The sequence below is a fragment of the Bradyrhizobium sp. USDA 4541 genome, from assembly GCF_024171085.1.
GTDB classification, from domain to species: Bacteria; Pseudomonadota; Alphaproteobacteria; order Rhizobiales; family Xanthobacteraceae; genus Bradyrhizobium; species Bradyrhizobium australafricanum.
This window is the reverse complement of sequence record NZ_JALJZF010000001.1, coordinates 7,803,321-7,827,592: the sequence shown is the minus strand read 5'-3', so window position 1 is coordinate 7,827,592 and position 24,272 is coordinate 7,803,321. Positions and strand designations below refer to the sequence as shown.

The window sequence follows — 24,272 nt, the reverse complement described above, 5'->3', positions numbered from 1 at the left end:
ATGAATATTCAGACCGAAAGCCACATCTCGGGGCAACCGATCAAGGAGAAGCAAGCCAAGCGTCCCGTCCGCATGGTGCGCTGGTTGATCATCGTAGGCCTGTTGCTGGCCCTGCTCGTCGGTGCGCTGGTCGGCTTCAACGCCTTCCGCAGCCACATGATCGCGCAGTTCTTTGCCAACAATAAGCCGCCGCCGGCGAACGTGTCGGCCGTCGAGGCGAAGACTGAGGTGATTCCGAACCTGCTGACCGCTGTCGGCGATCTCGTCGCCGTGCACCAGGTCAACGTCACGACCGACGTGCCGGGCCGCATCACCGAGATCCAGTTCACCGCCGGCAGCCACGTAAAGGCCGGTACGCCGCTGGTGCAGTTGTTCGACGCACCGGAGCAGGGCGACCTCGCCAACTACAAGGCGCAGGCGACCGTGGGCGAGCTGCAGCTCGACCGCGCCAAGCAACTCGCGTCGCGCCAGTTCGGTCCGCAGTCGACCGTCGATACGGCGCAGGCGGCTTACGACCAGGCCAAGGCGGGCATTGCCAAGACCGAAGCGCTGATCTCGCAGAAGCTGGTGCGCGCACCGTTCGAAGGCGATCTCGGCGTGCGCCAGGTCGAAGTCGGCCAGTATCTGACGGCCGGCACGCAGATCGTGTCGCTGACCGATCTGTCGGTGCTGTACGCCAACCTGACCGTCACCGAGAAGCAGAGCTCTCAGATCAAGGTCGGCCAGGCCGTACGGGTCTCGGTCGACGCCTATCCGGGCCGCACCTTCGAGGGCAAGATCACGACCATCGAGCCGCAGATCGCGACCGACACCCGCAACATCCGGGTGCAGGCCACGATCCAGAATCCGGACAGCATCCTCAAGCCCGGCATGTTCGCGACCACCACGATCGTGCTGCCCGGGAAGCCGCCAGTCGTGACCATTCCCGAAACCGCGGTCGACTACACGCTGTACGGCGACTCGGTGTTCCTGATCACCGAGAAGAAGGGCGACGACGGCAAGACCATCCTGACCGCGGACCGCACCTTCGTGAAGACCGGCAACCGCGTCGAGGGCCGTGTCGAGATCCTCAAGGGTCTGAAGGCGGGGGACAAGGTCGTCGCAGTCGGCCAGATCAAGCTGCAGTCGGGCATGCCGGTTGCGATCTCGACCGATCCGCCGCCGCCGGTTCCGGCCGAACCGCCGCGCTACTGATCTTCATTCATCGAACTCGGAGGGCCATCGGCCCTCCGCCACATCTTGCCGCAAGCCGGCAGAACACGAATCGAGTTGGCGATGGCCTTCACTGATATTTTCATCAAGCGCCCGGTGCTGTCGGTCGTCGTCAGTCTGCTGATCCTGCTGATCGGCCTGCGCGCGGCGATGGTTTTGCCGATCCGGCAATATCCGAATCTTTCGAACACCGTCGTGACGATCACCACGTCATATCCCGGTGCGTCGCCCGAGCTGATCAACGGCTTCATCACCACGCCGATCGAGCAGGCCGTCGCGTCGGCCGAAGGCGTCGATTACATGACGTCGAACTCGGTGCTCGGCACCTCGACGATTCAGGTCTACGTCAAGCTCAATCACGATCCGAACCAGGCGCTCACCGAGGTGCTCGCCAAGGTCAACTCGGTCAAATACCTGATCCCGAAGGAAGCCTTCGATCCCGTCGTGACCAAGGCGACCGGTGACACCATCGCCGTGATGTATCTCGGCTTCTCCAGCGAGGAGCTGACCGGATCGTCGATCTCCGACTATCTGACCCGCGTCGTGCAGCCGGTGCTCTCGACGGTCGATGGCGTCGCCTCGGCCGACATCCTCGGCGGCCAGACCTTCGCGATGCGCGTCTGGCTCGATCCGACCCGCATGGCCGGACGCGGCGTATCGCCCAACGACGTCGCCGCCGCGATCGCCGCCAACAACTTCCAGGCGGCCGCCGGCCAGACCAAGGGCTTCTTCATCGTCTCCAACGTCTCGGCCAATACCGACCTTCAGAACATCGACCAGTTCAAGCGGATGATCGTGAAGGCGAAGGACGGCGGCTTCGTGCGCATCGAGGACATCGCGACGGTGGAGCTCGCGGCGCAGAGCACGGACGCCAGCGTCGCCTTCAACGGCGAGCATGCGATCTTCATCGGCATCAAAGCGACGCCGCAGGGCAACCCGCTGACCCTGGTGAAGGGCGTGCGCGCGCTGTTCCCCGACCTCGAGCGCAACCTGCCGCCGTCGATGAAGATGAAGGTGGCCTACGATTCCACGAAGTTCATTCAATCGTCGATCGATGAGGTCGAGAAGACGCTCACTGAAGCGGTCCTGATCGTCGTCGTCGTCATCTTCCTGTTCCTGGCCTCGCTGCGGTCGGTGATCATTCCCGTCGTCACCATCCCGCTGTCGCTGATTGGCGTCTGCATCCTGATGCTGGCCGCCGGCTTCAGCTTCAACCTGCTGACGCTGCTGGCGATGGTGCTGGCGATCGGCCTCGTGGTCGACGACGCGATCGTGGTCGTGGAGAACATCCATCGACATCTCGAGGAGGGCCTGCCACCGGTGCAGGCATCGCTAAAGGGTGCCCGGGAGATCGTCGGTCCCGTCGTCTCCATGACGATCACGCTGGCGGCGGTGTACGCGCCGATCGGCTTCCTCGGCGGCGTGACCGGCACGCTGTTCCGCGAATTCGCCTTCACGCTGGCGGGCTCGGTGATCGTGTCGGGCGTGATCGCGCTGACGCTGTCGCCTATGATGTGCTCGGTGTTCCTCAAGAGCGCGGAGGAGGGGCGTTTCGCCAAGGTGGTCAATCGCGTGTTCGGCGCGTTGACGCGGGCCTATGGCCGTCAGCTCGACCGTTCGCTCGACTACCGCCCGATCACGGCGCTGTTCGCCGTGACCATCCTCGGTCTGGTCGGCTTCCTCTATATGCACATCCAGAAGGAGCTGGCGCCGCAGGAGGACCAGGGCATCGTGTTCGCGGTGACCAAGGCGCCGAAATACGCCAACATCGACTACATCGATTTCTACGGCGACAAGATGGACAAGGAGTTCCAGAAGTTTCCCGAGACCGACCTGCGGTTCATCCTGAACGGCATCACCGGTCCGCAGGGCGGCTTCGCGGGCATGCTGCTCAAGCCGTGGGATGAGCGCAAGCGCAGCGCGCAGGCGCTGCAGCCGCTGGTTCAGGCCGAGCTGTCCAAGATCGAGGGCATCAGCGCGTTCGCGTTCAGTCTGCCGCCGCTGCCCGGCGGCCCCGGCGGTCTGCCGGTACAGATGGTGATCTCTTCGACGGCCGGATTCCAGCAGGTGTTCGACCAGATGAGCAAGCTGAAGGATGCGGCGCGTAAGAGCGGCCTGTTCATCGTCACCGACAGCGACCTTGACTTCAACCAGCCGGTGGTCCGGGTGAAGGTCGACCGCTCGAAGGCGAGCGACCTCGGCATCACCATGCAGTCGATCGGCGGCGCCCTGGCGACGCTGCTGGGCGGCAACTATGTCAACCGCTTCAATCTGGAAGGACGCTCCTACCAGGTGATCCCGCAGGTGCCGCGCGCCAGCCGGCTCGCGCCTGAGGCATTCAACGATTACTACGTCCCGACCGCGACCGGGCAGCTGGTGCGGCTGTCCACCGTGGTTTCGGTCGAGACCGGCGTCGATCCGAACGCGCTGACACACTACAACCAGCTCAACTCGTCGACCTTCCAGGCGGTGCCGATGCCCGGCGTCTCGATGGGCCAGGCGGTGGAGTTCCTGCAGGGTGAAGCCAAGAAGCTGCCGTCCGGCTTCAGCTACGACTTCCTGGCCGACTCCCGGCAATACGTCCACGAAGGCAACCAGCTGCTGGTCACCTTCGCGTTCGCCATCATCATCATCTTCCTGGTGCTGGCGGCGCAGTTCGAGAGCCTGCGGGATCCGTTCGTGATCATGATCTCGGTGCCGATGGCGATCGTCGGCGCCCTGATCCCGCTGTTCTTCGGCGTCGCCACCATGAACATCTACACCCAGGTGGGCCTGCTGACGTTGGTCGGATTGATCACCAAGCACGGCATCCTGATGGTGGAGTTCGCCAACGAGTTGCAGCTCAACGAGGGACTGGACCGCCGCGCGGCCATCGAGATGGCCGCCCGGATCCGCCTGCGTCCGATCCTGATGACGACGGCGGCCATGGTCACCGGCCTGCTGCCGCTGCTCACGGCCTCGGGCGCCGGCGCTGCCAGCCGCTTCTCGATCGGGCTCGTGGTCGTAGCCGGTATGACGATCGGCACGCTGTTCACGCTGTTCGTGCTGCCGATGGTCTACACGGTGATCGCGACCGACCACCAGGCCGCGGCCCATTCCGATCGCGCCAAGCAGATCGCCGACTACGAGCTCGACCGTCGCGGCGGCGCGCTGAAACCGACCTGAGCCCTCCAAGCTCATGCTCGCGGGGAAGGCGGCACTGGCGAAAGCCACTGCCGCCTTTTCTTTGTCTCGTGATAGCCTTTGCCGAGGGCGGGCAGAAAGCACTCACCTCAAGGAAATCCGGAGGAAACAGGCATGGCGAGCGAGTTTGCGGCGGGCAACTACCGGTTCATTCCGGCCGTGTTCCAATATTCAAGCGGCGCGCAGGCGAACGCGGGCTATGAGATCGAGCGGGTGCGCTTCGATCGCCTGCTGCCGCTCGCGGAAGGTTTTGCGCGGATCGCGACCTACATCCGCGACGCCGGCCGGCCGCTGACCGCGTTCTGCGCCTGCGAATTGCGTTCGCCGGCCGCCTTCACCGAGGACGGCTTCCGTGCCTTCAACCAGCACTACGTCAAGACGCTCGCCGAATGGGGCCTGTTCGACGGCACCATCAATCCGGTGGCGCGCAGCAACGTCTGTCCCGAGATCGATCCGCCGGCCGAGCCGTCGTTCCATGCGTTCTCGTTCACGCGGCCGAGCACGACGACGTCGCCGTCTTTCGTGATCGCCGGCGGCGCGGAGGCCCGCGGCGGCACCGCCAGCTATCCCGACCGCATCGTCTGCTATCGCGATCTCAGTCCCGGCGCGTGGCGGGAGAAGGTCCGCTTCACCGCCGGCGAGATGGAACGCCGTCTTGCGGAGTTCAGCTTCGGCTGGCAGGAGACGACGGCGGTGCAGGCCTACACCGTGCACGACATCCATCCCGTGCTCGTCGACGAGCTGGTCCGCCGCGGCGCCACCCGCTCCGGCCTGACCTGGCACTTCTGTCGCCCGCCGGTCGTCGATCTCGAATACGAGATGGATTGCCGCAGGGTGCTCAGGGAAGTGGTGATTTAGCTTCCGCCGTCATTGCGAGGAGCGAAGCGACGAAGCAATCCATAGTTCCGCATGCTCGGTGATGGTGGATTGCTTCGCTTCGCTCGCAATGACGAGAACTTGGTGTCCCGTCATCCTGAGAGTCTGACTCATAAATCACCCAACCTTAGCTGCAGCCGCGAGTCTGCGGGTCAGGAGCCTGATGTGTGCAATCAGCAGCCAGGCAGCTTCGGTTGCCACCGTCGCCTCGAAGTCCTTGGCGAGGCGGCGGCATCTGCCGAACCAAGCGAATGTGCGTTCAACCACCCACCGCCTCGGCAGAAGCTGGAAGCCTTTGACGCCTTGGGGCCGCTCGACGATCTCGACAGTCCATGGACCGCAGTCTGAGAGCGCGTCGAGGAGTTGATTTCCGCGGTAGATCCGGTCGGCAAAGACGTGGCGCAGCCGGGGGAAGTTCATCCGCACGTTCTTCAGCAGCGGTACGGCGCCATGGCAGTCCTGAACGTTGGCCGGATGAACATGAACCCCGAGGAGGAGGCCATTGGTATCCGTCACGATGTGCCGCTTGCGGCCGTAGATGCGCTTGCCTGCATCGTAGCCGCGCGGTCCGCCAGCTTGCGTGGTTGGCGCACTTTGACTGTCGATCACGGCTGCCGTCGGCTTCGGTGTCCGTCCAAGCTTTTTTCGCGCCCGGCGGACAAGCACGCTGACAATCCTCTGCCACCGGCCTGTATCCCGCCATCTATAAAAATAGCCCTGCACCGTCGAATAGGGCGGGAACTCCTGCGGCAACGCCCGCCACTGGCAGCCGGTCGAAACGATATAGAGGATCGCTTCGATCACACGACGCAGCTCCGTCTTACGCGGCCGGCCGCGCCGGTTCGCTCGCGGCAACAGGCGTCTGATCACCGCCCACTCCGCATCGGTCATATCGCTTGCATAACGCAGATCGTCCCGCCGATATTGCTCCCGAGTGATCTTGGTCCAGGGCATCGTGCTCTCCCTCGAATCTTTGCAAATCCGATGGAATCACACCCCACTGAGATCACTCACCCATTTTTCAGTCAGGCTCTGAGGAGCGCGTAGCGCGTCTCGAAGGATGAACGGCCCGGTCGGTGGCCGTCGACCCTTCGAGACGCGCGCAAGATGCGCGCTCCTCCAGCGACAAAGGCGAGCCTTTGCGCGGGGGTGACGGAGAGAGCACAGGCGCTCGCTGTGGCACGAATCCACTACCGCGCCTTCGGATCGAGCGCGTCGCGCAGGCCGTCGCCGACCAGATTGAACGACAACACGACCAGGAAGATCGCAAGCCCAGGCCAGACTGCCATCCATGGCGCGCTGGTCAGGAAGCGTTGCGCGGCGTTGAGCATGCTGCCCCAGGACGGCGCCGGCGGCTGCTGGCCGAGGCCGAGGAACGACAGCGCGGCCTCGGCGATGATCGCGGCCGCGATCGACAGCGTCGCCTGCACAAGCAGCGCCGGCAGGATGTTGGGCAGGATGTGGACCAGCGCGATGCGCCAGCGCGGATTGCCCATGGCGCGCGCCGCCTCGACGTAGTCCTCGACCTTGACGCTCATCACCTGGCCGCGGGTCAGGCGGATGAAGATCGGGGTCGCCGAGACGCCGATCGCGATCATGGCATTGCTAAGACTCGGGCCGAGGAACGCTGCGAGTGCGATCGCCAGGATCAGGAACGGGCAGGCCAGCATTGCATCGGTGATGCGGCTGATCAGCGCGTCGATGAAACCGCCGCGATAGCCGGCGACGAGGCCGAGCGGCACGCCGACCGCAAGCGCGATGCCGACCGAGATGACGCCGGCAAGCAGCGAGGCGCGAGCGCCGAACACGACGCGGGCGAACACGTCGCGGCCGAGCTCGTCGGTGCCGAGCCAGTGCTGCGCCGACGGCGCCTTGCGTACCAGCGACCAGCTCGTCGCGACCGGATCATAGGGCACGATCAACGGCGCGAACACGGCGAGCAGGATGAAGAGCGCGATCACGGTGAGCCCGAGCACGGCACCCTTGCGCCGGATCAGCCGCCGCCAGGCGCGCCGCGCCGGGCTCTCGAGCGTTTCGGCGGCGGCAAGCGGAGCGAGGGGGCTGAGTGCAGCGTCGGTCATCCGATCAACCCCTCAGCCGCGGGTTGACGAGGATGTAGGCGATGTCGGCGATCAGGTTGAGCGTGATGTAGATCGTCGCCGTGGTCAGCACCACGCCCTGCACGACCGCATAGTCGCGGTTGAACACGGCATCGACGATCAGCTTGCCGAAGCCCGGGATCGAGAAGATCTGCTCAGTGAGCACCGCGCCCGACAGCAGCGTGCCGAGCTCGAGCGCGCCGAGCGTGATGATCGGCGTCAGCGCGTTGCGCATCGCATGCTTGAGGATCACGGTGCGCTCGGACAGGCCCTTGGCGCGCGCGGTGCGGACATAGTCGCTCTCCAGCACCTGCAGCATCGCGCTTCGCGTATGCCGCATCAGGATCGCCGCGATCGCATTGCCGAGCACGAAGGCCGGCATGACCGATGCGGCGAGGCTCGCGCGCCAGTTTTCGCTGAGCGGCACGTAGCCGGAGGCCGGCAGCCAGCCAAGTTCGACGGAGAACAGGAAGATCAGCATGATGCCGAGCCAGAAATTCGGCGTCGAGATACCCCACAGCGCGAACAAATTGGCGCCATAGTCCCACGCGGTGCCGATTTTCACCGCCGAGATGATGCCGGCGGGAATGCCGATCAGGAAGGCGACCACGATCGCCATGCCGGCGATTTGCATCGTAACCGGCAGCTTCTGCGCGATCAGGCTCGACACCGGCATCTTGTTGCGCAGTGACTCGCCGAGGTCGCCCGTGAGCACGCCCTTGACCCAATAGGCGTATTGCACCGGGATCGGTTGATCCAAATGGTATTGCTGGCGGATCTGTTCGATGACGGCCGGATCGCGCTCCTCGCCGGCCATGACGAGTGCCGGATCGCCGGGCAGCAAATGTTGCAGCGAGAAGATCAGGAGCGAGACGAAGAACAGCGTCGGGACCAGCTGAACCAGCCGCTTGGCGAGGAAGTTCAGCATTGTCGGCCCCGCGTGTCCTGCGCTGTGGCGATCATTTCAATTTCAGCCCGACCACGCGCACCAATCCGTCCGGCATCTGCCGGTAACCCGCGACTTTTGTGGAATGCGCGATCAGGAGTGTGCGGTGATAGAGATAGATGATCGGCTCGTCATTGAGCACGATCCTGGTCATCTTCTCGTAGATTGCCTTGCGCTGGGCGGGATCGTTGATCAGCCGTGCATCTTCCATCAGCTTGTCGGCTTCCGCGTTAGAATAGCCGCCATCGTTCTGCGGCGCCTTGGTGTGCAGGAAGACATAGGAATTGCCGTCGGGATCGATCCGGCCGCTCCAGTTGATCTGAAACACCTGAAATTCGCCGGCCTGGGCCTGCTTGAAAGTCGTCGCGAATTCGACCACGCGGATCTTGATGTCAAAGCCGGCTTCGGCCGCCATCGACTGCACGACCTGGGCTACGGCTTCGTTCTCGGCGCCTTTGGGGACCATGTAGTCGATGGCGACGGGCAGCGTGACACCGGCCTCCTTCAGCAGCGCCTTGGCCTTGGCAATGTCGCGTCCCCGAACCGGAAACGCCTTCTGATAGTAAGGGTGTGTCGGGCTGACCCACTGATTGCCCGGCGTGAACTCGCCGTTGAAGACGACCTGGTTGAGCGCCTCGCGGTCAATCGACAGATCGAGCGCCTGGCGCACCTTTTCCGACTGGCTGAGCGGCCCCTTGCTCTTGTCGTTGCCGATGTTGATGGTGAGGCCGAGATAGCCGAGTTCAGGTGCGGTCGACAGCACGAGCCGCTTGTCACTTCGGACGTCCTTGATATCGGTGGCGAGCACGCGCTCGATCAGGTCGAGCCCGCCGGATTTCAGATTGGCGAGCCGCACCGTGGCATCGACGATAGGAAGGAACACGATGCGATCGATGAAGACGTTGTCCTTGTTCCAGTAATCCCCGAATTTCTCGAACACCATGCGGTCCTGCTGCACGCGTTCGACGAACTTGTAGGGTCCGGCGCAGACTGGATGCAGGCCGAATTTGTCGCCCGCTTCCTTCACCGCCTTCGGCGAAACCATCATGCCGGCGCGGTCGGTCAACTGGGCGATCAGCGGCGAGTAGGGCGTCTTGAGCACCAGCTTGATGGTCAGGGGATCAACGACGTCGACGTGGTCGAGCGCAGCCAATTCCGGTTTGCGAAACGAGGTCGGCAGCGTCAGATGGCGCTCCAGCGAGAATTTGGCGGCTTCGGCGTCGAACGGCTCACCGTCGTGGAACTTGACGCCCGGCCGGAGCTTGATCGTCATCTCCTTGCCGTCGGCCGAGTTCTCGTAGGACAGCGCGAGTTGCGGAACGATGTTCAGCTTCTCGTCGATGTCGAACAGCTTGTCGCAGAAGGCTGAAAAGACGATGCGGCCGACATAGGTGCGTCCGATTGAAGGATCGAGGATGTCCGGGTCCTCGGCGAGCCCGATGCGGAGTGTCGTCTCGGCACGCGCGCTCGTTCCGCACCAGGTCACGAGGGCCGCCATCAGGACCGCCAAGCGCCAAAATCTCATCGCCAACCCCTTGTTCCCTACGCCTCTGTTCCCTGTGAAATAACCCCGGGCTGTCCCGAGGCTTCCGCCGCATTGAACGCCGCCACCAGCTTTTCCAGTGTCGGCGAGAACCCGCCATCGGAGGGCACGATCGCCTCCGCGTCGGGCAGCTCGCCCGTCCGGTGACAGGCCGATGCATAACCGGTGCCATCTTCGCGCAATTGCGGAACCTCGCTGCGGCAGCGCGCGATCACATAGGGACAGCGGGTATGGAAGCGGCAGCCGGAGGGCGGATTGAGCGCGCTCGGCAGTTCGCCCTCCAGCACGATGCGGCTGCGCTTCGCACGCGGCTTCGGCACCGGGATCGCCGACAGCAGCGCGCGGCTATAGGGATGGCGCGGCGCGGCGAACAGCGCTTGGGCATCCGCGGTCTCGACGATGGTGCCGAGATTCATCACGGCGACGCGATCGGCGATGTGCTTCACTACGGCGAGATCGTGCGAGACGAAGATGTAGGCGAGCTTCAGGCGATCCTGCAGGTCGCGCAGCAAATTCAGGATCTGGGAACGGATCGAGACGTCGAGCGCCGACACCGGCTCGTCGCAGATGATCAGCTTCGGCTCGACCGCGAGCGCGCGGGCAATCGCGATGCGCTGGCGCTGGCCGCCGGAGAATTCATGTGGATAGCGCCGCGCGAACCGCGGCTCGAGCCCGACCAGGCGCAACAGCTGCTCGACCCGCTCGCGGCGGTCCGCGGCCGGGACGAGATTGTGCAGTGCCAGCGGCTCGGTCAGGATCTGGCTCACCGTCATGCGCGGGTTGAGCGAGGCGTAGGGGTCCTGAAAGATCAGCTGCGCGTCGCGGCGGAATGCGCGCAACTGCTCGGCATTGAGCGTGCCGAGGTCGCGGCCCCCGAAGCGGATACGGCCGGCATCCGGCTCGATCAGCCGCAGCACCAGCCGACTGACGGTGGATTTGCCGCAGCCGGATTCGCCAACCAGCGCCAGCGTCTTGCCGGCCTCGACCGTGAAGCTGACGCCATCGACCGCCTTCACATGGGCGGTCGGCCGGCCGAACAGCGAGCGTTCGGCGACGAAATGCTTGACCAGCCCTTCGACCTCGAGCAGCGCGGTCATGACACCAGCCGCTCCAGCGGCGCGCGGAGGCAGCGCGAGGCGTGGGTTGGGCTCAGCAGCGCGAGCGGCGGCGGCGATTTGGTGCAGGCATCCTCGACGAACGGACAGCGCGCGGCGAAGCGGCAGCCGGCGGGCGGGTTCGCCATGTTCGGCACCATGCCCTCGATGGAGGCGAGATGGCTGGTGCGGCGATCGAGCCGCGGGATCGAGCCGAGCAGTCCGACCGTGTAGGGATGCTGCGGATTGGCGAACAGCTCGTCGACCGGCGCGCGCTCGACGATTTCGCCGGCATACATCACCGCGACCTCGTCGCAGACTTCGGCGACGACGCCGAGATCGTGGGTGATCAGGATGATCGCGGCGCCGCTCGCAGCCTTCAGCTCCCGCATCAGATCGAGGATCTGGGCCTGCAAGGTGACGTCGAGCGCGGTGGTCGGCTCGTCGGCGATCAGAAGCTGCGGATCGCAGGCCAGCGCCATCGCGATCATCACGCGCTGGCGCATGCCGCCGGACAGCTTGTGCGGAAACTCGTCGATGCGTTTCTCGGGCGAGGGAATATGCACGCGGCGCAGCAGCTCGATGGTGCGTTCGCGCGCCGCGCGCCGGGAGCCGCCGCGGTGGCGCAGAATCGTCTCCGTGATCTGGTCGCCGATGGTAAAGCTCGGATTGAGCGAGGTCATCGGCTCCTGGAAGATCATCGCGAGGCGATCGCCGCGCAGGTCGCGCAACGTCTCGTCCGGCACCTCGAGCAGGTCGAAGCCGTCGAAGCGGATCGCGCCGGACACCGCGGCGGATTGCTTCGGCAACAGCCCCATGATCGCGAGCGAGGTCACGCTCTTGCCGCAGCCGGACTCGCCGACCAGGCCGAGCGTGGCGCCCTTGGCGACGGAGAGATCGACGCTGTCGACGGCATGCGTGGTGCGGCCGTCATCGCCCTGGAAGGTGACGCGCAGGCCTTCGATCTCGATCAGCGGGCCTGCTGTCATTTACGGCTCGTGGTTGCCGCCGCGATGCCGGCGTCTATGGTGGCGCGATCGCTGGTTCCGGCCGGGTTGTCGCGGGTCGGCATGAAGCTCCGGAATGGCGCCCAGTGCTCGCGGCTGACGGCCTCCAGCCGCTCCAGCTCGCGCAGGGGATCGGCGTGGTCGTCGACGCGCAGGGCGAGCAATGGCCATTCCTCCGCGCCGTGGATCAGAAGCGCCGCCGATTGCTTGCCGCGCTTGTCGCCGCCGGCCGCTTCGCCGGCGAACATCGCCTTGATCAGCCGCTCCGCGAACGGCAGCCTCTCGTTCTCGGCATAAACGCGCGCGGTCTCGTCGAGCACCGCGGGGCCGGCCAGCATGTTGCCGGCGATCGAGAACCCGTCGCCGGCGATATGGCCGAACCAGTCGATGCAGTCCTTGCCGGAATGCGCCGCGATGCGGCCCCTGGCGTCCATGACATGGACCTGCCGGCTTTCGCGGCCGCTGTCGGGCGCAATCAGCGCCGCGATCACCTCATGCGGGCTGTTGCCGCCGCGCAGCAGCGCGAGGCCGTCGATGCCGTAATAAGGATTGACCAGCGCCTGCGTCGCCACCGCGCCGATCCCGGGTGCGATGTGCGGCACCAGCGCGCCGACCGCGAAGAACCGCGTCGCGACGGCGATGCCGAGCTGGCCGGTGGCGCTGTCGCGGGCGATGATCGACCAGGTCATCTCAAACCTTCGTGTCTAGCGGCCTGCGGCGTATCCCTGCATGCCGCGCGGATTGGCGGCGGCGCGGCGGCGGGCACCGACCTTCGAGGCCGCGGTGAGGCGGCCTTCCGACCAATCGGGACCAATCTCAACCACATGGCCGCGGCGTTTCAATTCGTCGATGGTCGATTTCGGCACGCGGTTTTCCAGCACCAGGACGCCGGGCCGCGAGGTGCGCGGCCAGAACGAGATCGGAAAATGCTCGGAGTGCCAGGCCGGCGCGTCGATGGCCTCCTGCAGATTGAGCCTGGCGTGCACATGACGCAGGAAGAACTGCGTGATCCACTGGTCCTGCTGATCGCCGCCCGGCGAGCCCCAGGAGAGATACGGTTCGCCGTCGCGCAGCGCCATGGTCGGCGAGAGTGTGGTGCGCGGCCGCTTGCCCGGCGCGAGCGAGGCAGGGTGGTTCTCCTCGAGCCAGAACATCTGGGCGCGGCTGCCGAGGCAGAAGCCGATCTCGGGAATCACCGGCGAGGACTGCAGCCAGCCGCCGGACGGCGTCGCCGAGATCATGTTGCCGGCCGTGTCGATGATGTCGAAATGCACGGTATCGCCGCGCACTTCGCCGAACCGGCCGACGGTCGGCTCGCCCGCGCCCATGGCGCCGACCGCTTCGCGATGTCCTTCGGCGTGTCGCAACTTCACGACGCCGCCGAAGCCCTCGACCGAGCCGGGGCGGAAGTCGAGCGACGCCTTGTCTTTTGTGATCAGCTTGCGCCGTTCGTTGTTATAGGCATCGGACAGCAGCGTCTCGATCGGGATCTCGGTGAATTTCGGATCGCCATAGAACGTCTCGCGATCGGCATAGGCGAGCTTGGCGGCTTCGATCTGCAGATGGATGAAGTCGGGGCCTGCGGGATCGAGCCCGTCGAGCTCGAAACCCTTCAGCAGCGCGAGCTGCTGCAGCATCACCGGACCCTGGCTCCAGACCCCGGCCTTCTGCACGGTGTAGCGGCCGTAGTCGTAGGTGAGGGGCGCCTCGATGGTTGGCTGCCAGCGCGCCATGTCGTCGGCCGACAGCACGCCGCGATGCGGCGAGCCGGAGACGTCCATCACCTCCTGGGTGCGGCAGAACTTGTCGATCGCCTCGGCGACGAAGCCCTTCGACCAGGCCTGCCGCGCGCGCTCGATCTGCGCCACGCGGTCGTGGCCTGCGCTCTCCGCCTCGGTCAGGATGCGTGTGTAAGTTTCCGCGAGCTTCCTGTTGGTGAAGATGGTGCCGGGCTTCGGCACCTCGCCACCAGGCAAATAGACGTCGGCCGATGTGGTCCAGTATTTCCGGAACAGTTGTTCGACGGTCTTGATGGTGGCCGATGCACGCTCGACCAGCGGGTAGCCGTCGCGCGCGTAGGCGATAGCGGGCTCCAGCACGTCGCGCAGCTTCATGGTGCCGTAGTCGCGCAGCAGCAGCATCCAGGATTCGAATGTGCCGGGCACGCAGGCCGCAAGCAGGCCGGTGCCGGGCACCATCTCGAGACCCTCGCTGCGATAATGCGCGATGGTTGCCTTCGCCGGCGCCGGGCCCTGTCCGCAGATCACCTCGCTCTTGCCGCGCTTGACGTCGTGCACGATGATCGGCACGTCGCCGCCGGGGCCGTTCAGGTGCGGCTCGACCACCTGTAGCGTGAAGGCGGTGGCTACTCCGGCGTCAAAGGCGTTGCCGCCTTTCTCCAGCGTTGCCATGCCGACCGCGGTGGCGATCCAGTGCGTCGAAGTGACGACGCCGAAGGTGCCTTCGATCTCGGGCCGGGTTGTGAACGGATCGGGGTTGATGTTGCTCATGGCGATTGACCGTTCGTCGGTTTGTTGTTGGGCCTCTTTGGCGGCCGCACTTGATCACAGGCCGGCTGGTATGCCAACCGCTTGGTGCACATGGCCGCTCCCATCCTCGTGATCATGCCGGAACGACGGCGGGACTGTTGACGGCATGGCAGGCGACGCCGTCGATCAGTTCCGGTGTCTTCTGGCGGCAGAGATCGAAGGCGATGGGACAGCGCGGATTGAACGAGCAGCCCGGCGGCGGATCGATCGGATTCGGAATCTCGCCCTTCACCGGGATGCGCTGGCGGCCGGACATCGCAAGGTCCGGAACCGCGCCGAGCAGCATCTTCGTGTAGGGCATCCGCGGGTTCTCGAACAATTCTCGACCCTCGGCGATCTCGACGATGCGGCCGAGATACATCACGCCGATCCGGCTCGCCATGTGGCGGACCACTGCGAGATTGTGGCTGATGAAGAGATAGGTGAGGCCGAATTTGTCTTGCAGGTCGCGCATCAGGTTGAGGATCTGCGCCTGCACGGAGACGTCGAGCGCCGAAGTCGGCTCGTCGCAGACGATGAACTCGGCCTCGGATGCCAGCGCGCGGGCGATCGCGATGCGCTGGCGCTGGCCGCCGGAAAATTCGTGCGGGAATTTTTGGCCGTCGTCGGGGTGCAGGCCGACCAGCGAGAGCAATTCGCCGACCCGGGCCTTGATGTCGCGCTCGCCCTGGATCAGGTCGAAGGCGCGGATCGGCTCGGCGACGATGGCGGCGACCCGGTAGCGCGGATTGAGGCTCGCATAGGGATCCTGGAAAACCATCTGGATGCGCCGGCGCAGCCGGCGGCGCGCCTGGCCCTGCCGCGGATCGGTCATCGAGACCCCGTCGATGACGACCTCGCCCGAACTCGGCGGCAGCAGGCCGACGACCATGCGCGCGACCGTGGTCTTGCCGGAACCGGATTCGCCGACCAGCGCGAAGGTCTCGCCGCGCTTGATGTCGAAGGAGACGCCGTCGACGGCTTTCAGGAATTCGAGATGGCCGCCCTCGATCACGCGGTTGAGCCACGGCTTGGAGACGTCGAAGACGCGGCGCAGGTTCCTGACCTCGATCAATGTTCCGCTCATGCCGCCGTCTCCTTCGCCGGCTCGAACAGATGACAGGCAACGAACTGCGTGCCCTGTCGGATCGGCTCGGGGCGTTCGACGTGGCAGCGATCGAAGGCAAACGCGCAGCGCGGATTGAACGGGCAGCCCGGCGGAATCGCCGACAGCCGCGGCATGGAGCCGGGGATTTGCACCAGGCGCTTGTCCTCGCCGGCAAGCGTCGGGATCGCACCCATCAGGCCCCTGGCGTAGGGATGCAGCGGATTGCGCACCACCTCCTGCACCGGGCCGATCTCGGCGATGCGGCCGGAATACATCACCGCAACGCGGTCACAGGTCTCGGCGATCACGCCCATGTCGTGGGTCACCAGCATCACCGCGGTGCCGTGGTCGCGGCCGAGGCGCTTGATCAGCGCGATGATCTGCGCCTGCACGGAGACGTCGAGCGCGGTGGTCGGCTCGTCGGCGATGATCAGTTCGGGCTCGGCGCAGATCGCAAGCGCGATGACGACGCGCTGGCGCATGCCGCCGGAGAATTCGTGCGGGTAGCCGTCGATGCGCTTCTCCGGCGCTGGAATGCCCACTTCGGCCAACAGATCGATGGCGCGCCTGCGCGCGGCGCTCTCGCTCAGATTGCTGTGGGTGCGAATGGTCTCGATGATCTGGTCGCCGATCCGGTAGAGCGGATTGAGGCTGGTCAGCGGATCCTGGAAGATCATGCCGATCCGCCTGCCCCTGATGCGGCGGATCTCCTCCGGCGGCAGATGGTCGATCCGCGTGCCCGAGAGCTCGATCTCGCCGCCAGAAATCCGCCCGGGCGGATCGATCAGCCCGATCACGGCAAGGCCGGTGACCGATTTGCCGGCGCCGGACTCGCCGACCACGCCGAGCACCTCGCCCTTGGCGATGTCGAATGACACGCCGTTGATGGCGCGCAAGGTCGCACGGCGGGTGACGAATTCCACCTCGAGATTGCGCACGGAAAGAACAGGCTTGGTCATCGGAGCTTCGGATTGAGGGCGTCGCGCAGCCAGTCGCCGAGCAGGTTGATGGAGAGGATCAGGCCGGCCAGCGCAATGCCGGGGAAGGCGACGATCCACCATTCGCCGGCGAACAGATAGTTGTTGCCGATCCGGATCAGGGTGCCGAGCGAGGGCATGGTGTCGGGCATGCCGGCGCCAAGGAACGACAGCGTCGCCTCGGTGATGATCGCGAGCGCGAGGTTGATGGTGGCGATGACGAGGATCGGGCCCATCGTGTTGGGCAGCACGTGCCGCAGCATGATCTTCGGCGCCGGCAGGCCGATCAGCTGCGCCGCGGCCACGTAATCCTTGTTCTTCTCGACCATCACCGAACCGCGCACGGTGCGGGCATATTGCACCCAGAAACTGAGGCCGATCGCGATGATCAGGACGCCGAGCGTGCTCATCTCGTCGAGCCGGCTGCCGAGCACCGATTTGGCGACGCCGTTGACCAGCAGCGCGATCAGGATCGCGGGGAAGGTGAGCTGTACGTCGGCGATCCGCATGATCACGGTGTCCACCACGCCGCCGAAATAACCTGCGATCAGCCCGAGGGCGATGCCGAGCGCGCCGGCGAAGACCACGCCGGCCAGGCCGACCGCAAGCGAGATGCGCAGGCCGTAGAGGATCGCCGAGAGCACGTCACGGCCCTGCTCGTCGGTGCCGAGCAGGAACGGGCTTTGGCCGTCGGTGGTCCACAGCGGCGCGATCCGCGAGTTGATCAGCTGCAGTTGCGCCGGATCGAACGGGTTCTGCACCGCGAGCCACGACGCGAAGATTGCGAGCAGAAAGAACAGCAGCGTGATCACGGCGGCGACCATCGTCAGCCTGGAGCGACGGAACGAATAGAAGATGTCGCTGTCGAGCGCGCGCCTGAACCAGCCGGCAGGGGCCTGGTGGCCTTGGGAACGATGGGGGACGACGGCATCGGACATCGGTCAGCCCTCACGCCGCGCGGCCGACGGTCGAGCGCAAGCGCGGATCGACCACGGTGTAGAGGATGTCGACCACGAGATTGATGGTGACGAAGATCAGCGAGACCATCAACAGATATGCGGCCATGATCGGGATATCGACATTCTGCACGGCCTGCACGAAGAGAAGTCCCATGCCCGGCCATTGGAACACGGTTTCGGTGATGATCGAGAAAGCAATAACCGAGCCAAACTGCAGGCCGGCCACCGTAATCACGGGAACCAGGGTGTTCTTCAGCGCATGGCCGAAATGGATTGCGCGCGTGGTCAGCCCGCGGGCGCGGGCGAAGCGGATATAGTCGGTCCGCAACACTTCCAGCATTTCGGCGCGCACCAGCCGCATGATCAGGGTCATCTGGAACAACCCGAGCGTGATCGCCGGCATGATCAGCGCCTTCAGGCCCGAGACGGTCAGCAGTCCGGTGGTCCACCAGCCGAGCTTCACCACCTCGCCGCGGCCGAAGGAGGGCAGCCAGCCCAGCGTCACCGCGAACAGATAGATCAGGAGGATGCCGATCAGGAAGGTCGGCAGCGAAATGCCGATCAGCGATACCGCCTGGAATAATTTGGCGAGCACGGTGTCGCGGCGCAGCGCCGAATAGACCCCCATCAGGATGCCGGCCACCATCGCGAACAGCGTGGCGCAGATCGAAAGCTCCAGCGTCGCCGGCAGCCGCTCCGCCAGCAGCGAGGAGACCGGCAGGCGGAACTGGTAGGACACGCCGAACTTGAACTGCAGCGCATTGATGAAGTAGCGGCCGAACTGCACCAGCACCGGATCGTCAAGGCCGAGCGAGTGCCGGATTTCAGCGCGCTGCGCGGCCGAGGTGTCGATCGAGACGATCTGGTTTACCGGGTCGCCGGCGAAGCGGAACATCGCGAACGCGATCACGCCCACGGCGAGCATCACGCCGATCGCCTGCAGGAAGCGGCGAAGAGTGAAGGCCAGCATCTCTACCTTTCACTGCTTTTGACATTCGGCTCGCGGCCTTGCGCGGCCGGAAAACGAGCGGTCCCGGAAGCCTGCGCTTCCGGGACCCAATTCGCCAAAGCCACTATTCACCCTGCTTGGTCGCCCAGTAGAGCAGCACCTGGTTGTCCGCGCGCTGGGTCAATTTGACCTTTTTCGACACGCCCCACACCAGCGGTTGCTGATGCAGCGGAATGTAGCCGTAATCCTTGATGACAATGTCGTAGGCCTGCTTGATCAACTGGTCGCGCTTGGCAGTGTCGCCCTCGACCAGCACCTTGTCGGTGAGCGCGTCGACTTCCTTGTTGCAATAGCCGCCGAGATTGGCCTCACCCCGGGTGGCATCCTTCGGATCGTCGCGGCAGCCGAGGATGTCGTGCAGCACGTTGTGCGAGTCGGACGTCGCGGGTGTCCAGCCCAGCATGAAGAACGAGGTCTGGTAGCCGCCGGGCTTCAGCACCTTGGCAAAATACTGCGCCTTCGGCTGCGCCAGCAGGTTCACCTTGACGCCGATGCGGGCCAGCATGCCGACCACCGCCTGGCAGATCGCGGCGTCGTTGACATAGCGGTCGTTCGGGCAGTCCATCGTGACTTCGAAGCCGTTCGGATAGCCGGCGTCGGCCAGCAGCTTCTTGGCACCATCAGGATCGAGCTTCGGCCGGGTGAATTCCTTCGACAGCGGATAGAGCTCGGGTGCGATCATCAACGTCGAGGGGGTCGACATGCCGCGCATCACGCGGGTCTTGATCAGATCGACGTCGATGGTCTTGTAGAAAGCTTCGCGGACGCGGATGTCCTTGAACGGATTCTTGCCCTTGACGTTGGAAAACAGCAGCTCGTCGCGCGCCGTATCCATGCCGATGAAGATGGTGCGAATCTCCGGCGCGGTCATGACGGTGGCGACGCCGCTGGAATTGACGCGCTGGATGTCCTGGAGCGGAACCGGTTCGATCACGTCGACTTCGCCCGAGAGCAGCGCGGCAACGCGGGTGGCGTCGGAGCCGATCGGGGTGAAGATGATCTCCTTGAGATTATGCTCGGGCTTGCGCCAATAGCCGGCAAACGCCTTGAACACGGTCTTCACGCCGGGCTGGTGGCTCTCGATCGTGAAGGGGCCGGTGCCGTTCTCGTGCAGCGCCGCGTAGCTCGGCGTGGTCGCGGAGGCCGGCGTCGGTGCAACCGAGTTGTTCTCCTCGCTCCACTTCTTGTCCATGATGTACCAGCTATCCCACTGCGAGATCAGGATGGGATTGGGCGAGTCGAGCGTTACGTCGACGGTGTAGTCGTCGACCTTGCTGAACTTGGCGTCGGCCGGGACGTTGCTGAGGAAGTTGGAGCCCTTGGCGCGGACGCGCTCGGCCGAGAACAGCACGTCGTCGGCGGTGAAGGGATCGCCATTGTGGAATTTCACGCCCTTGCGCAGATGGAAGCGCCATTTGGTCGGGCTCAGCGTCTCCCAGCTTTCCGCCAGGGCCGGAATGATCTTGAGGTCCTTGTCGCGCGCGGTGAGGCCTTCGTAGACGTGGGCGTGGTGCGCGATCGTCGTGGTTTCCTTCAGCGTGTAGGGATCCAGCGACTTCAACTCGCCCTGGTTCGCATACTTCAACGTTTGGGCCGATGCCGGCAAAGCAAAGGCGACGAGTGCGGCGACAGTGGCCGCAAACAAAATCCAACGTCCCGACATGTAATCCCGCGTCCCCGTTTTTGTCCGCCAGCTGCTTTGTCCGGCTGGTATTATTGATCCATGTTGCCAGAGTTTACCGGCCGCGCAAGCGCGATTTGCCAAAGGGTTAACCCATCCGCGCGGGTGCAGCGCAATGAACCGGCTTGGAGAGTAGGCTGTTGGCGCGAACGCGTGACATTCGACTTTCGGAGTGCCGCTTGTCGGTCACGGGAATGATCACCGGCGCGCCTCGAGCAACCGCTCCAAACGGTTTGGTTGACCATAACGGATGATTGAGGCCGACTGCCCCCCGGGGCAGGTACGGCTCGCTTGCGCAACTCGCCCCGTCCCGGCGATACTGTGGCGGGCCAAGGCGCATTTGAGGAGGCGGATATGAAAGTCAACGTCGAGATAGATTGTACGCCCCTCGAAGCGCGGCAATTCTTCGGCCTGCCGGATGTGGGACCGATGCAGACCGCGGTGATGGACAAGCTGCAGCAGCAGATGACGTCGAACATCGACAAGATCTCACCGGAATCGCTGATGCAGAGCTGGTTCACCTTCGATCCCAAGCTCGCCGAACGCTTCCAGGACATGTTCGTGGCGATGGCCGGCTTCGGCGGCACGAGCAAGAAGAAATAGTGACCGACATGGACAGGAGCGTTGATGGGACCGAACGCCGGTTGCGCCCGCCGAGCCTGTTCCTGATGCTGGCGGAGGCGCGCGGCGTGCTCGAACTCAATTCGAGCCTGCTGCTGTCGCCCCTCCTGATGCAGGCGCCGAAGGGCGATGGTCATCCGGTGCTGGCGCTGCCGGGCTTCCTTGCCAGCGACCTTTCGATGGCGCCGATGCGGCGCTATCTGAAGGAGCTCGGCTACGACGCCTATGCCTGGAACATGGGCCGCAATTTCGGCGGGATTTCCAGCAGGCGGGCTGCGCTGCGCGACCTGCTGAAGCGGGTCCATGAGGCGACCGGGCGCAAGGTCTCGATCATCGGCTGGAGCCTCGGCGGCGTCTATGCGCGCGACCTGGCGTCGCAGATGCCGGAGCTGGTGCGCTCCATCATGACGCTGGGCAGCCCGTTCGCCGACGACATCCGCGCCACCAATGCGACGCGGCTCTATGAGCTCTTGTCCGGCGAAGCTGTGGACGACATCCCTGAGATCCGCGCCGCGATCGCCGGCGACATGCCGGTGCCGACGACCTCGATCTATTCCCGCACCGATGGCATCGTGAACTGGCGGACCTCGCGCGTGCGGCCGTCGGCCACCGCCGAGAACATCGAGGTGCATTTCGCCAGCCATATCGGCCTCGGCGTCAATCCCGCGGCGCTGTGGGCGATTGCGGACCGGCTGGCCCAGCCGGAAGGGGAATTCCGGCATTTTGACCGCTCGGGCCCCTTTGCCATTGCCTACGGGCCGGCAGAACAGGCACTATCCTGACCAAACGACGAGAAGCGCCGCCCAAGGCGCCCGCGTAAGTAGGCTCTCGGGAGGAGACCATGAGCGACGCCAAGAAGCTGTCCTCGCTGGACGCATCGTTTCTCTATCTGGAAACGCCGGAAATGCCGATGCATGTCGGCAGCATGGCGATCTTCCGCCTGCCCGACGGCTACAAGGGCGACTTCTTCGAGGAGTTCAAGGCGATGATCGCCTCGCGGCTGCACATCGCGCCGATCCTCAAGGCACGGCTGCAGAAGGCGCCCCTCGACATCGATCATCCGTCCTGGGTCGAGGACGACCAGTTCGACATCGACCGTCACATCTTCCGCGCCAGCCTGCCGGCGCCGCGCGATCGCGCGACGCTGGAGCGCATCGTCGGCTGGATGCATGCCAAGCTGTTGAACCGCGCCCGCCCGCTCTGGGAGTTCTACGTCTTCGAGGGCATGAAGGACAACGAGATCGGGCTCTATTCCAAGATGCACCATGCCTGCATCGACGGCGGCGCCGGCGCGGCGCTGACCAGCATGATCTACGATCTGACGCCGGTGCCGCGCGAGATCGAGCCGCCGAGCGCGAAGAAAGTCGCGCAGGAGCCGCGCGACATCGCGGCCAATCTGATCGACGCCTATCAGCAACTCTGGACCCAGCCGTTCGAGGCGGCCGCCGCCGCGCAGAAGAGCCTGGAGCTGCCGCGCTCCGGCAAGAGCGATCTCGGCTCGATCCTGTTCGACAACGCCATGTTCCAGATCGAGAGCGCGGTGAAGTTCGCCGGCTCCATGCCGACGGTCATGAAGAGCCTGTCCGACGTCGTCGCCAAGGTCGCCGATCCGAGGTCGCGCGAGAGCCTGCAGGCGATGTCCTCGCCGCCGACCATCCTCAACAAGGCGATCTCGTCCGAGCGCAGCTTTGCCGGCACCTCGATCTCGCTGTCGCGTGCCAGGGCACTGGCGAAGGCGTCCGGCGGCAAGCTCAACGACGTCGTGCTGGCGCTCGCCTCCGGCGTGGTGCGGCGCTATCTGATCAGCCAGGGCGCGCTGCCGAACAAGTCGCTGACGGCAGGCGTTCCGATCTCGCTGCGCGAGGAGGGCAACGCCGAATCCAATAACCAGGTGTTCGGCATGATCTGCTCGATCGCGACCGACATCGAGGATCCCCGGAAGCGGCTGGAAACCATCATCGCGCAGTCGACCAAGTCCAAGGAGATGTCGCATCCGCTGCGCGCTTTGGTGCCGCAGGTCACCAACATCTCGTTGCTGGGCGCGCCGATCCTGGTGCAGATCATGGCGCTGCTCTACAGCCGCTCCGACCTCTCCAACGTGCTGCCGCCGGCCACCAACATCACGGTCTCGAATGTGCCGGGGCCGCGGCAGACGCTGTATGCGGCGGGTGCCGAGCTGCTGCACATCTTCCCGGTTTCGATCTCGACCCACGGCGTGGCGCTCAACATCACCGTGCAGAGCTACCGCGATCAGCTCGATTTCGGCTTCATCGTGGGCGCCAACATCATTCCCCACGTGCAGGTGATGTGCGACATGCTGCCGCTCGAGTTCGATGTACTCGAGGCGGCGTTCGCTCGCCCGCCTGCGGACATCAAGGGCGCAGCCGAATAAGGATCCCGGTCGATGATTGAAATGCCACCGCTGCAGTTCGCCGAGACGAACGGCATCCGCATGGGGTTTTATGAAGCTGGCCCCAAGACCGACACGCCGCCGGTGGTGCTGTGCCACGGCTGGCCTGAACTGGCGTTTTCCTGGCGCCACCAGATCAAGGCGCTGGGCGAGGCCGGCATCCGGGTGATTGCGCCGGATCAGCGCGGCTATGGCGCGACCGACCGGCCGGAGCCGGTCGAGGCCTACGACATGGAGCACCTGACCGGCGATCTCGTCGGCCTGCTCGACCATCTCAAGATCGACAAGGCCATCTTCGTCGGTCACGACTGGGGCGGCTTTGTCGTCTGGCAGATGCCGCTCAGGCATCCTGCGCGGGTCGCCGGCGTCGTCGGCGTCAACACGCCGCATTGGGATCGTGCGCCGATGGACCCGATCGCGCTGTTCCGCCAGCGCTTCGGCGACCACATGTACATCGTCCAGTTCCAGGATCCGGCGCGCGAGCCCGACCGCATCTTCGGCAGCCGCGTCGAGCAGACCTTCGACGCCTTCATGCGCAAGCCGGTGCCGCGTCCGGCGGACGCGCCGCCCGAACAGCCGATCGCCGGCGTCGGCGCCTCGGCGCGGCTCAACCTGGCGTTTCCGCAGATGATCGCGAACTACGACGCCAAGCATGACCCGCGCACGCCGATCCTGTCCGCGGACGAGAAAAAGGTGTTCGTCGACACCTTCACCAAGACCGGCTTCACCGGCGGCATCAACTGGTATCGCAATTTCACCCGCAACTGGGAGCGCTCGGCCGGCCTGGACCATCACGTCCGGGTGCCGTCGCTGATGATCATGGCCGAGAACGACGCGGTGCTGCCGCCCTCGGCCGCCGACGGCATGGAGCGGCTGGTGCCGGACCTCGAGAAGTACCTGGTCAAGGACAGCGGCCATTGGACGCAGCAGGAAAAGCCTGACGAAGTCAGCGCGAAGCTGATCGAATGGCGCAGAAAGCGGTTTGGCTGACGACGGCGTCGTCATTCCGGGGCGATGCG

General features: G+C 65.0%; 20 protein-coding genes. 7 read left to right on the top strand and 13 right to left on the bottom strand.

All coding sequences use genetic code 11. From position 1 onward, the window contains the following. From J2R80_RS37610 to J2R80_RS37600, 3 genes are all read left to right on the top strand, one after another. Complete coding sequence (locus J2R80_RS37610) at positions 1-1,194, top strand: efflux RND transporter periplasmic adaptor subunit (RefSeq protein ID WP_253640356.1); 1,194 nt, start codon at positions 1-3, stop codon at positions 1,192-1,194. Between the two features lie 81 nt (positions 1,195-1,275). Then, positions 1,276-4,377 carry a multidrug efflux RND transporter permease subunit gene (locus J2R80_RS37605; RefSeq protein WP_057017603.1) on the top strand — a complete coding sequence of 1,034 codons (3,102 nt, stop codon included), beginning with the start codon at positions 1,276-1,278 and terminating at the stop codon, positions 4,375-4,377. Positions 4,378-4,509: 132 nt separating this feature from the next. Then, complete coding sequence (locus J2R80_RS37600; RefSeq protein ID WP_253640355.1) at positions 4,510-5,253, top strand: hypothetical protein; 744 nt, start codon at positions 4,510-4,512, stop codon at positions 5,251-5,253. Positions 5,254-5,388: 135 nt separating this feature from the next. Here J2R80_RS37600 and J2R80_RS37595 read toward each other — a convergent pair whose 3' ends face one another. The 13 genes from J2R80_RS37595 to J2R80_RS37535 form a co-directional block, all read right to left on the bottom strand. After that, the gene (locus J2R80_RS37595) at positions 5,389-6,225 is read right to left on the bottom strand and encodes an IS5 family transposase (protein WP_076824982.1); all 837 of its coding nucleotides are present in this window, start codon (positions 6,223-6,225) and stop codon (positions 5,389-5,391) included. A 236-nt stretch (positions 6,226-6,461) separates the two neighbouring features. After that, positions 6,462-7,352, bottom strand: coding sequence for an ABC transporter permease (locus J2R80_RS37590; RefSeq protein WP_057017605.1), 891 nt, complete (start codon positions 7,350-7,352; stop codon positions 6,462-6,464). A gap of 4 nt (positions 7,353-7,356) precedes the next feature. Next, positions 7,357-8,298, bottom strand: coding sequence for an ABC transporter permease (locus tag J2R80_RS37585; protein WP_016842919.1), 942 nt, complete (start codon positions 8,296-8,298; stop codon positions 7,357-7,359). Between the two features lie 31 nt (positions 8,299-8,329). After that, on the bottom strand, positions 8,330-9,841 hold the full coding sequence (locus tag J2R80_RS37580) for an ABC transporter substrate-binding protein (protein WP_253640354.1): 1,512 nt from the start codon (positions 9,839-9,841) through the stop codon (positions 8,330-8,332). Between the two features lie 17 nt (positions 9,842-9,858). Further along, positions 9,859-10,956, bottom strand: coding sequence for an ABC transporter ATP-binding protein (locus J2R80_RS37575; protein ID WP_253640353.1), 1,098 nt, complete (start codon positions 10,954-10,956; stop codon positions 9,859-9,861). Beyond that, positions 10,953-11,942 carry an ABC transporter ATP-binding protein gene (locus J2R80_RS37570; protein WP_057017607.1) on the bottom strand — a complete coding sequence of 330 codons (990 nt, stop codon included), beginning with the start codon at positions 11,940-11,942 and terminating at the stop codon, positions 10,953-10,955. Before J2R80_RS37570 ends, J2R80_RS37575 begins: the two co-directional genes overlap by 4 nt. Beyond that, positions 11,939-12,649 (bottom strand): DUF1028 domain-containing protein, encoded by a 711-nt coding sequence (locus J2R80_RS37565; RefSeq protein WP_253640352.1) that lies wholly within the window; start codon positions 12,647-12,649, stop codon positions 11,939-11,941. Before J2R80_RS37565 ends, J2R80_RS37570 begins: the two co-directional genes overlap by 4 nt. Positions 12,650-12,664: 15 nt before the next feature. Continuing rightward, positions 12,665-14,470 carry a gamma-glutamyltransferase family protein gene (locus J2R80_RS37560; protein ID WP_253640351.1) on the bottom strand — a complete coding sequence of 602 codons (1,806 nt, stop codon included), beginning with the start codon at positions 14,468-14,470 and terminating at the stop codon, positions 12,665-12,667. A gap of 112 nt (positions 14,471-14,582) precedes the next feature. Next, a complete protein-coding gene (locus tag J2R80_RS37555) occupies positions 14,583-15,575 on the bottom strand; it encodes an ABC transporter ATP-binding protein (RefSeq protein WP_253640350.1) in 993 nt (330 codons plus the stop codon). Next, complete coding sequence (locus J2R80_RS37550; protein WP_141340834.1) at positions 15,572-16,555, bottom strand: ABC transporter ATP-binding protein; 984 nt, start codon at positions 16,553-16,555, stop codon at positions 15,572-15,574. Before J2R80_RS37550 ends, J2R80_RS37555 begins: the two co-directional genes overlap by 4 nt. Next, positions 16,552-17,511: an ABC transporter permease gene (locus tag J2R80_RS37545; RefSeq protein ID WP_141340835.1), complete on the bottom strand. Its 960-nt coding sequence runs from the start codon at positions 17,509-17,511 to the stop codon at positions 16,552-16,554. Before J2R80_RS37545 ends, J2R80_RS37550 begins: the two co-directional genes overlap by 4 nt. 10 nt (positions 17,512-17,521) lie before the next feature. Then, complete coding sequence (locus tag J2R80_RS37540) at positions 17,522-18,502, bottom strand: ABC transporter permease (protein WP_028331828.1); 981 nt, start codon at positions 18,500-18,502, stop codon at positions 17,522-17,524. Between the two features lie 103 nt (positions 18,503-18,605). Further along, a complete protein-coding gene (locus J2R80_RS37535) occupies positions 18,606-20,204 on the bottom strand; it encodes an ABC transporter substrate-binding protein (RefSeq protein WP_253640349.1) in 1,599 nt (532 codons plus the stop codon). 372 nt (positions 20,205-20,576) lie between these two features. Between J2R80_RS37535 and J2R80_RS37530 the strand changes: the two genes are divergently transcribed. From J2R80_RS37530 to J2R80_RS37515, 4 genes are read left to right on the top strand one after another with little or no spacing between them, the layout of a single operon-like run. Then, complete coding sequence (locus tag J2R80_RS37530; protein WP_057017614.1) at positions 20,577-20,825, top strand: DUF6489 family protein; 249 nt, start codon at positions 20,577-20,579, stop codon at positions 20,823-20,825. Positions 20,826-20,833: 8 nt separating this feature from the next. After that, positions 20,834-21,625 carry an alpha/beta fold hydrolase gene (locus tag J2R80_RS37525; protein ID WP_076827229.1) on the top strand — a complete coding sequence of 264 codons (792 nt, stop codon included), beginning with the start codon at positions 20,834-20,836 and terminating at the stop codon, positions 21,623-21,625. A 59-nt stretch (positions 21,626-21,684) separates the two neighbouring features. After that, complete coding sequence (locus J2R80_RS37520) at positions 21,685-23,235, top strand: wax ester/triacylglycerol synthase family O-acyltransferase (protein ID WP_253640348.1); 1,551 nt, start codon at positions 21,685-21,687, stop codon at positions 23,233-23,235. Positions 23,236-23,247: 12 nt separating this feature from the next. Further along, complete coding sequence (locus tag J2R80_RS37515) at positions 23,248-24,243, top strand: alpha/beta fold hydrolase (RefSeq protein WP_141340839.1); 996 nt, start codon at positions 23,248-23,250, stop codon at positions 24,241-24,243. Positions 24,244-24,272 lie beyond the last annotated feature (29 nt).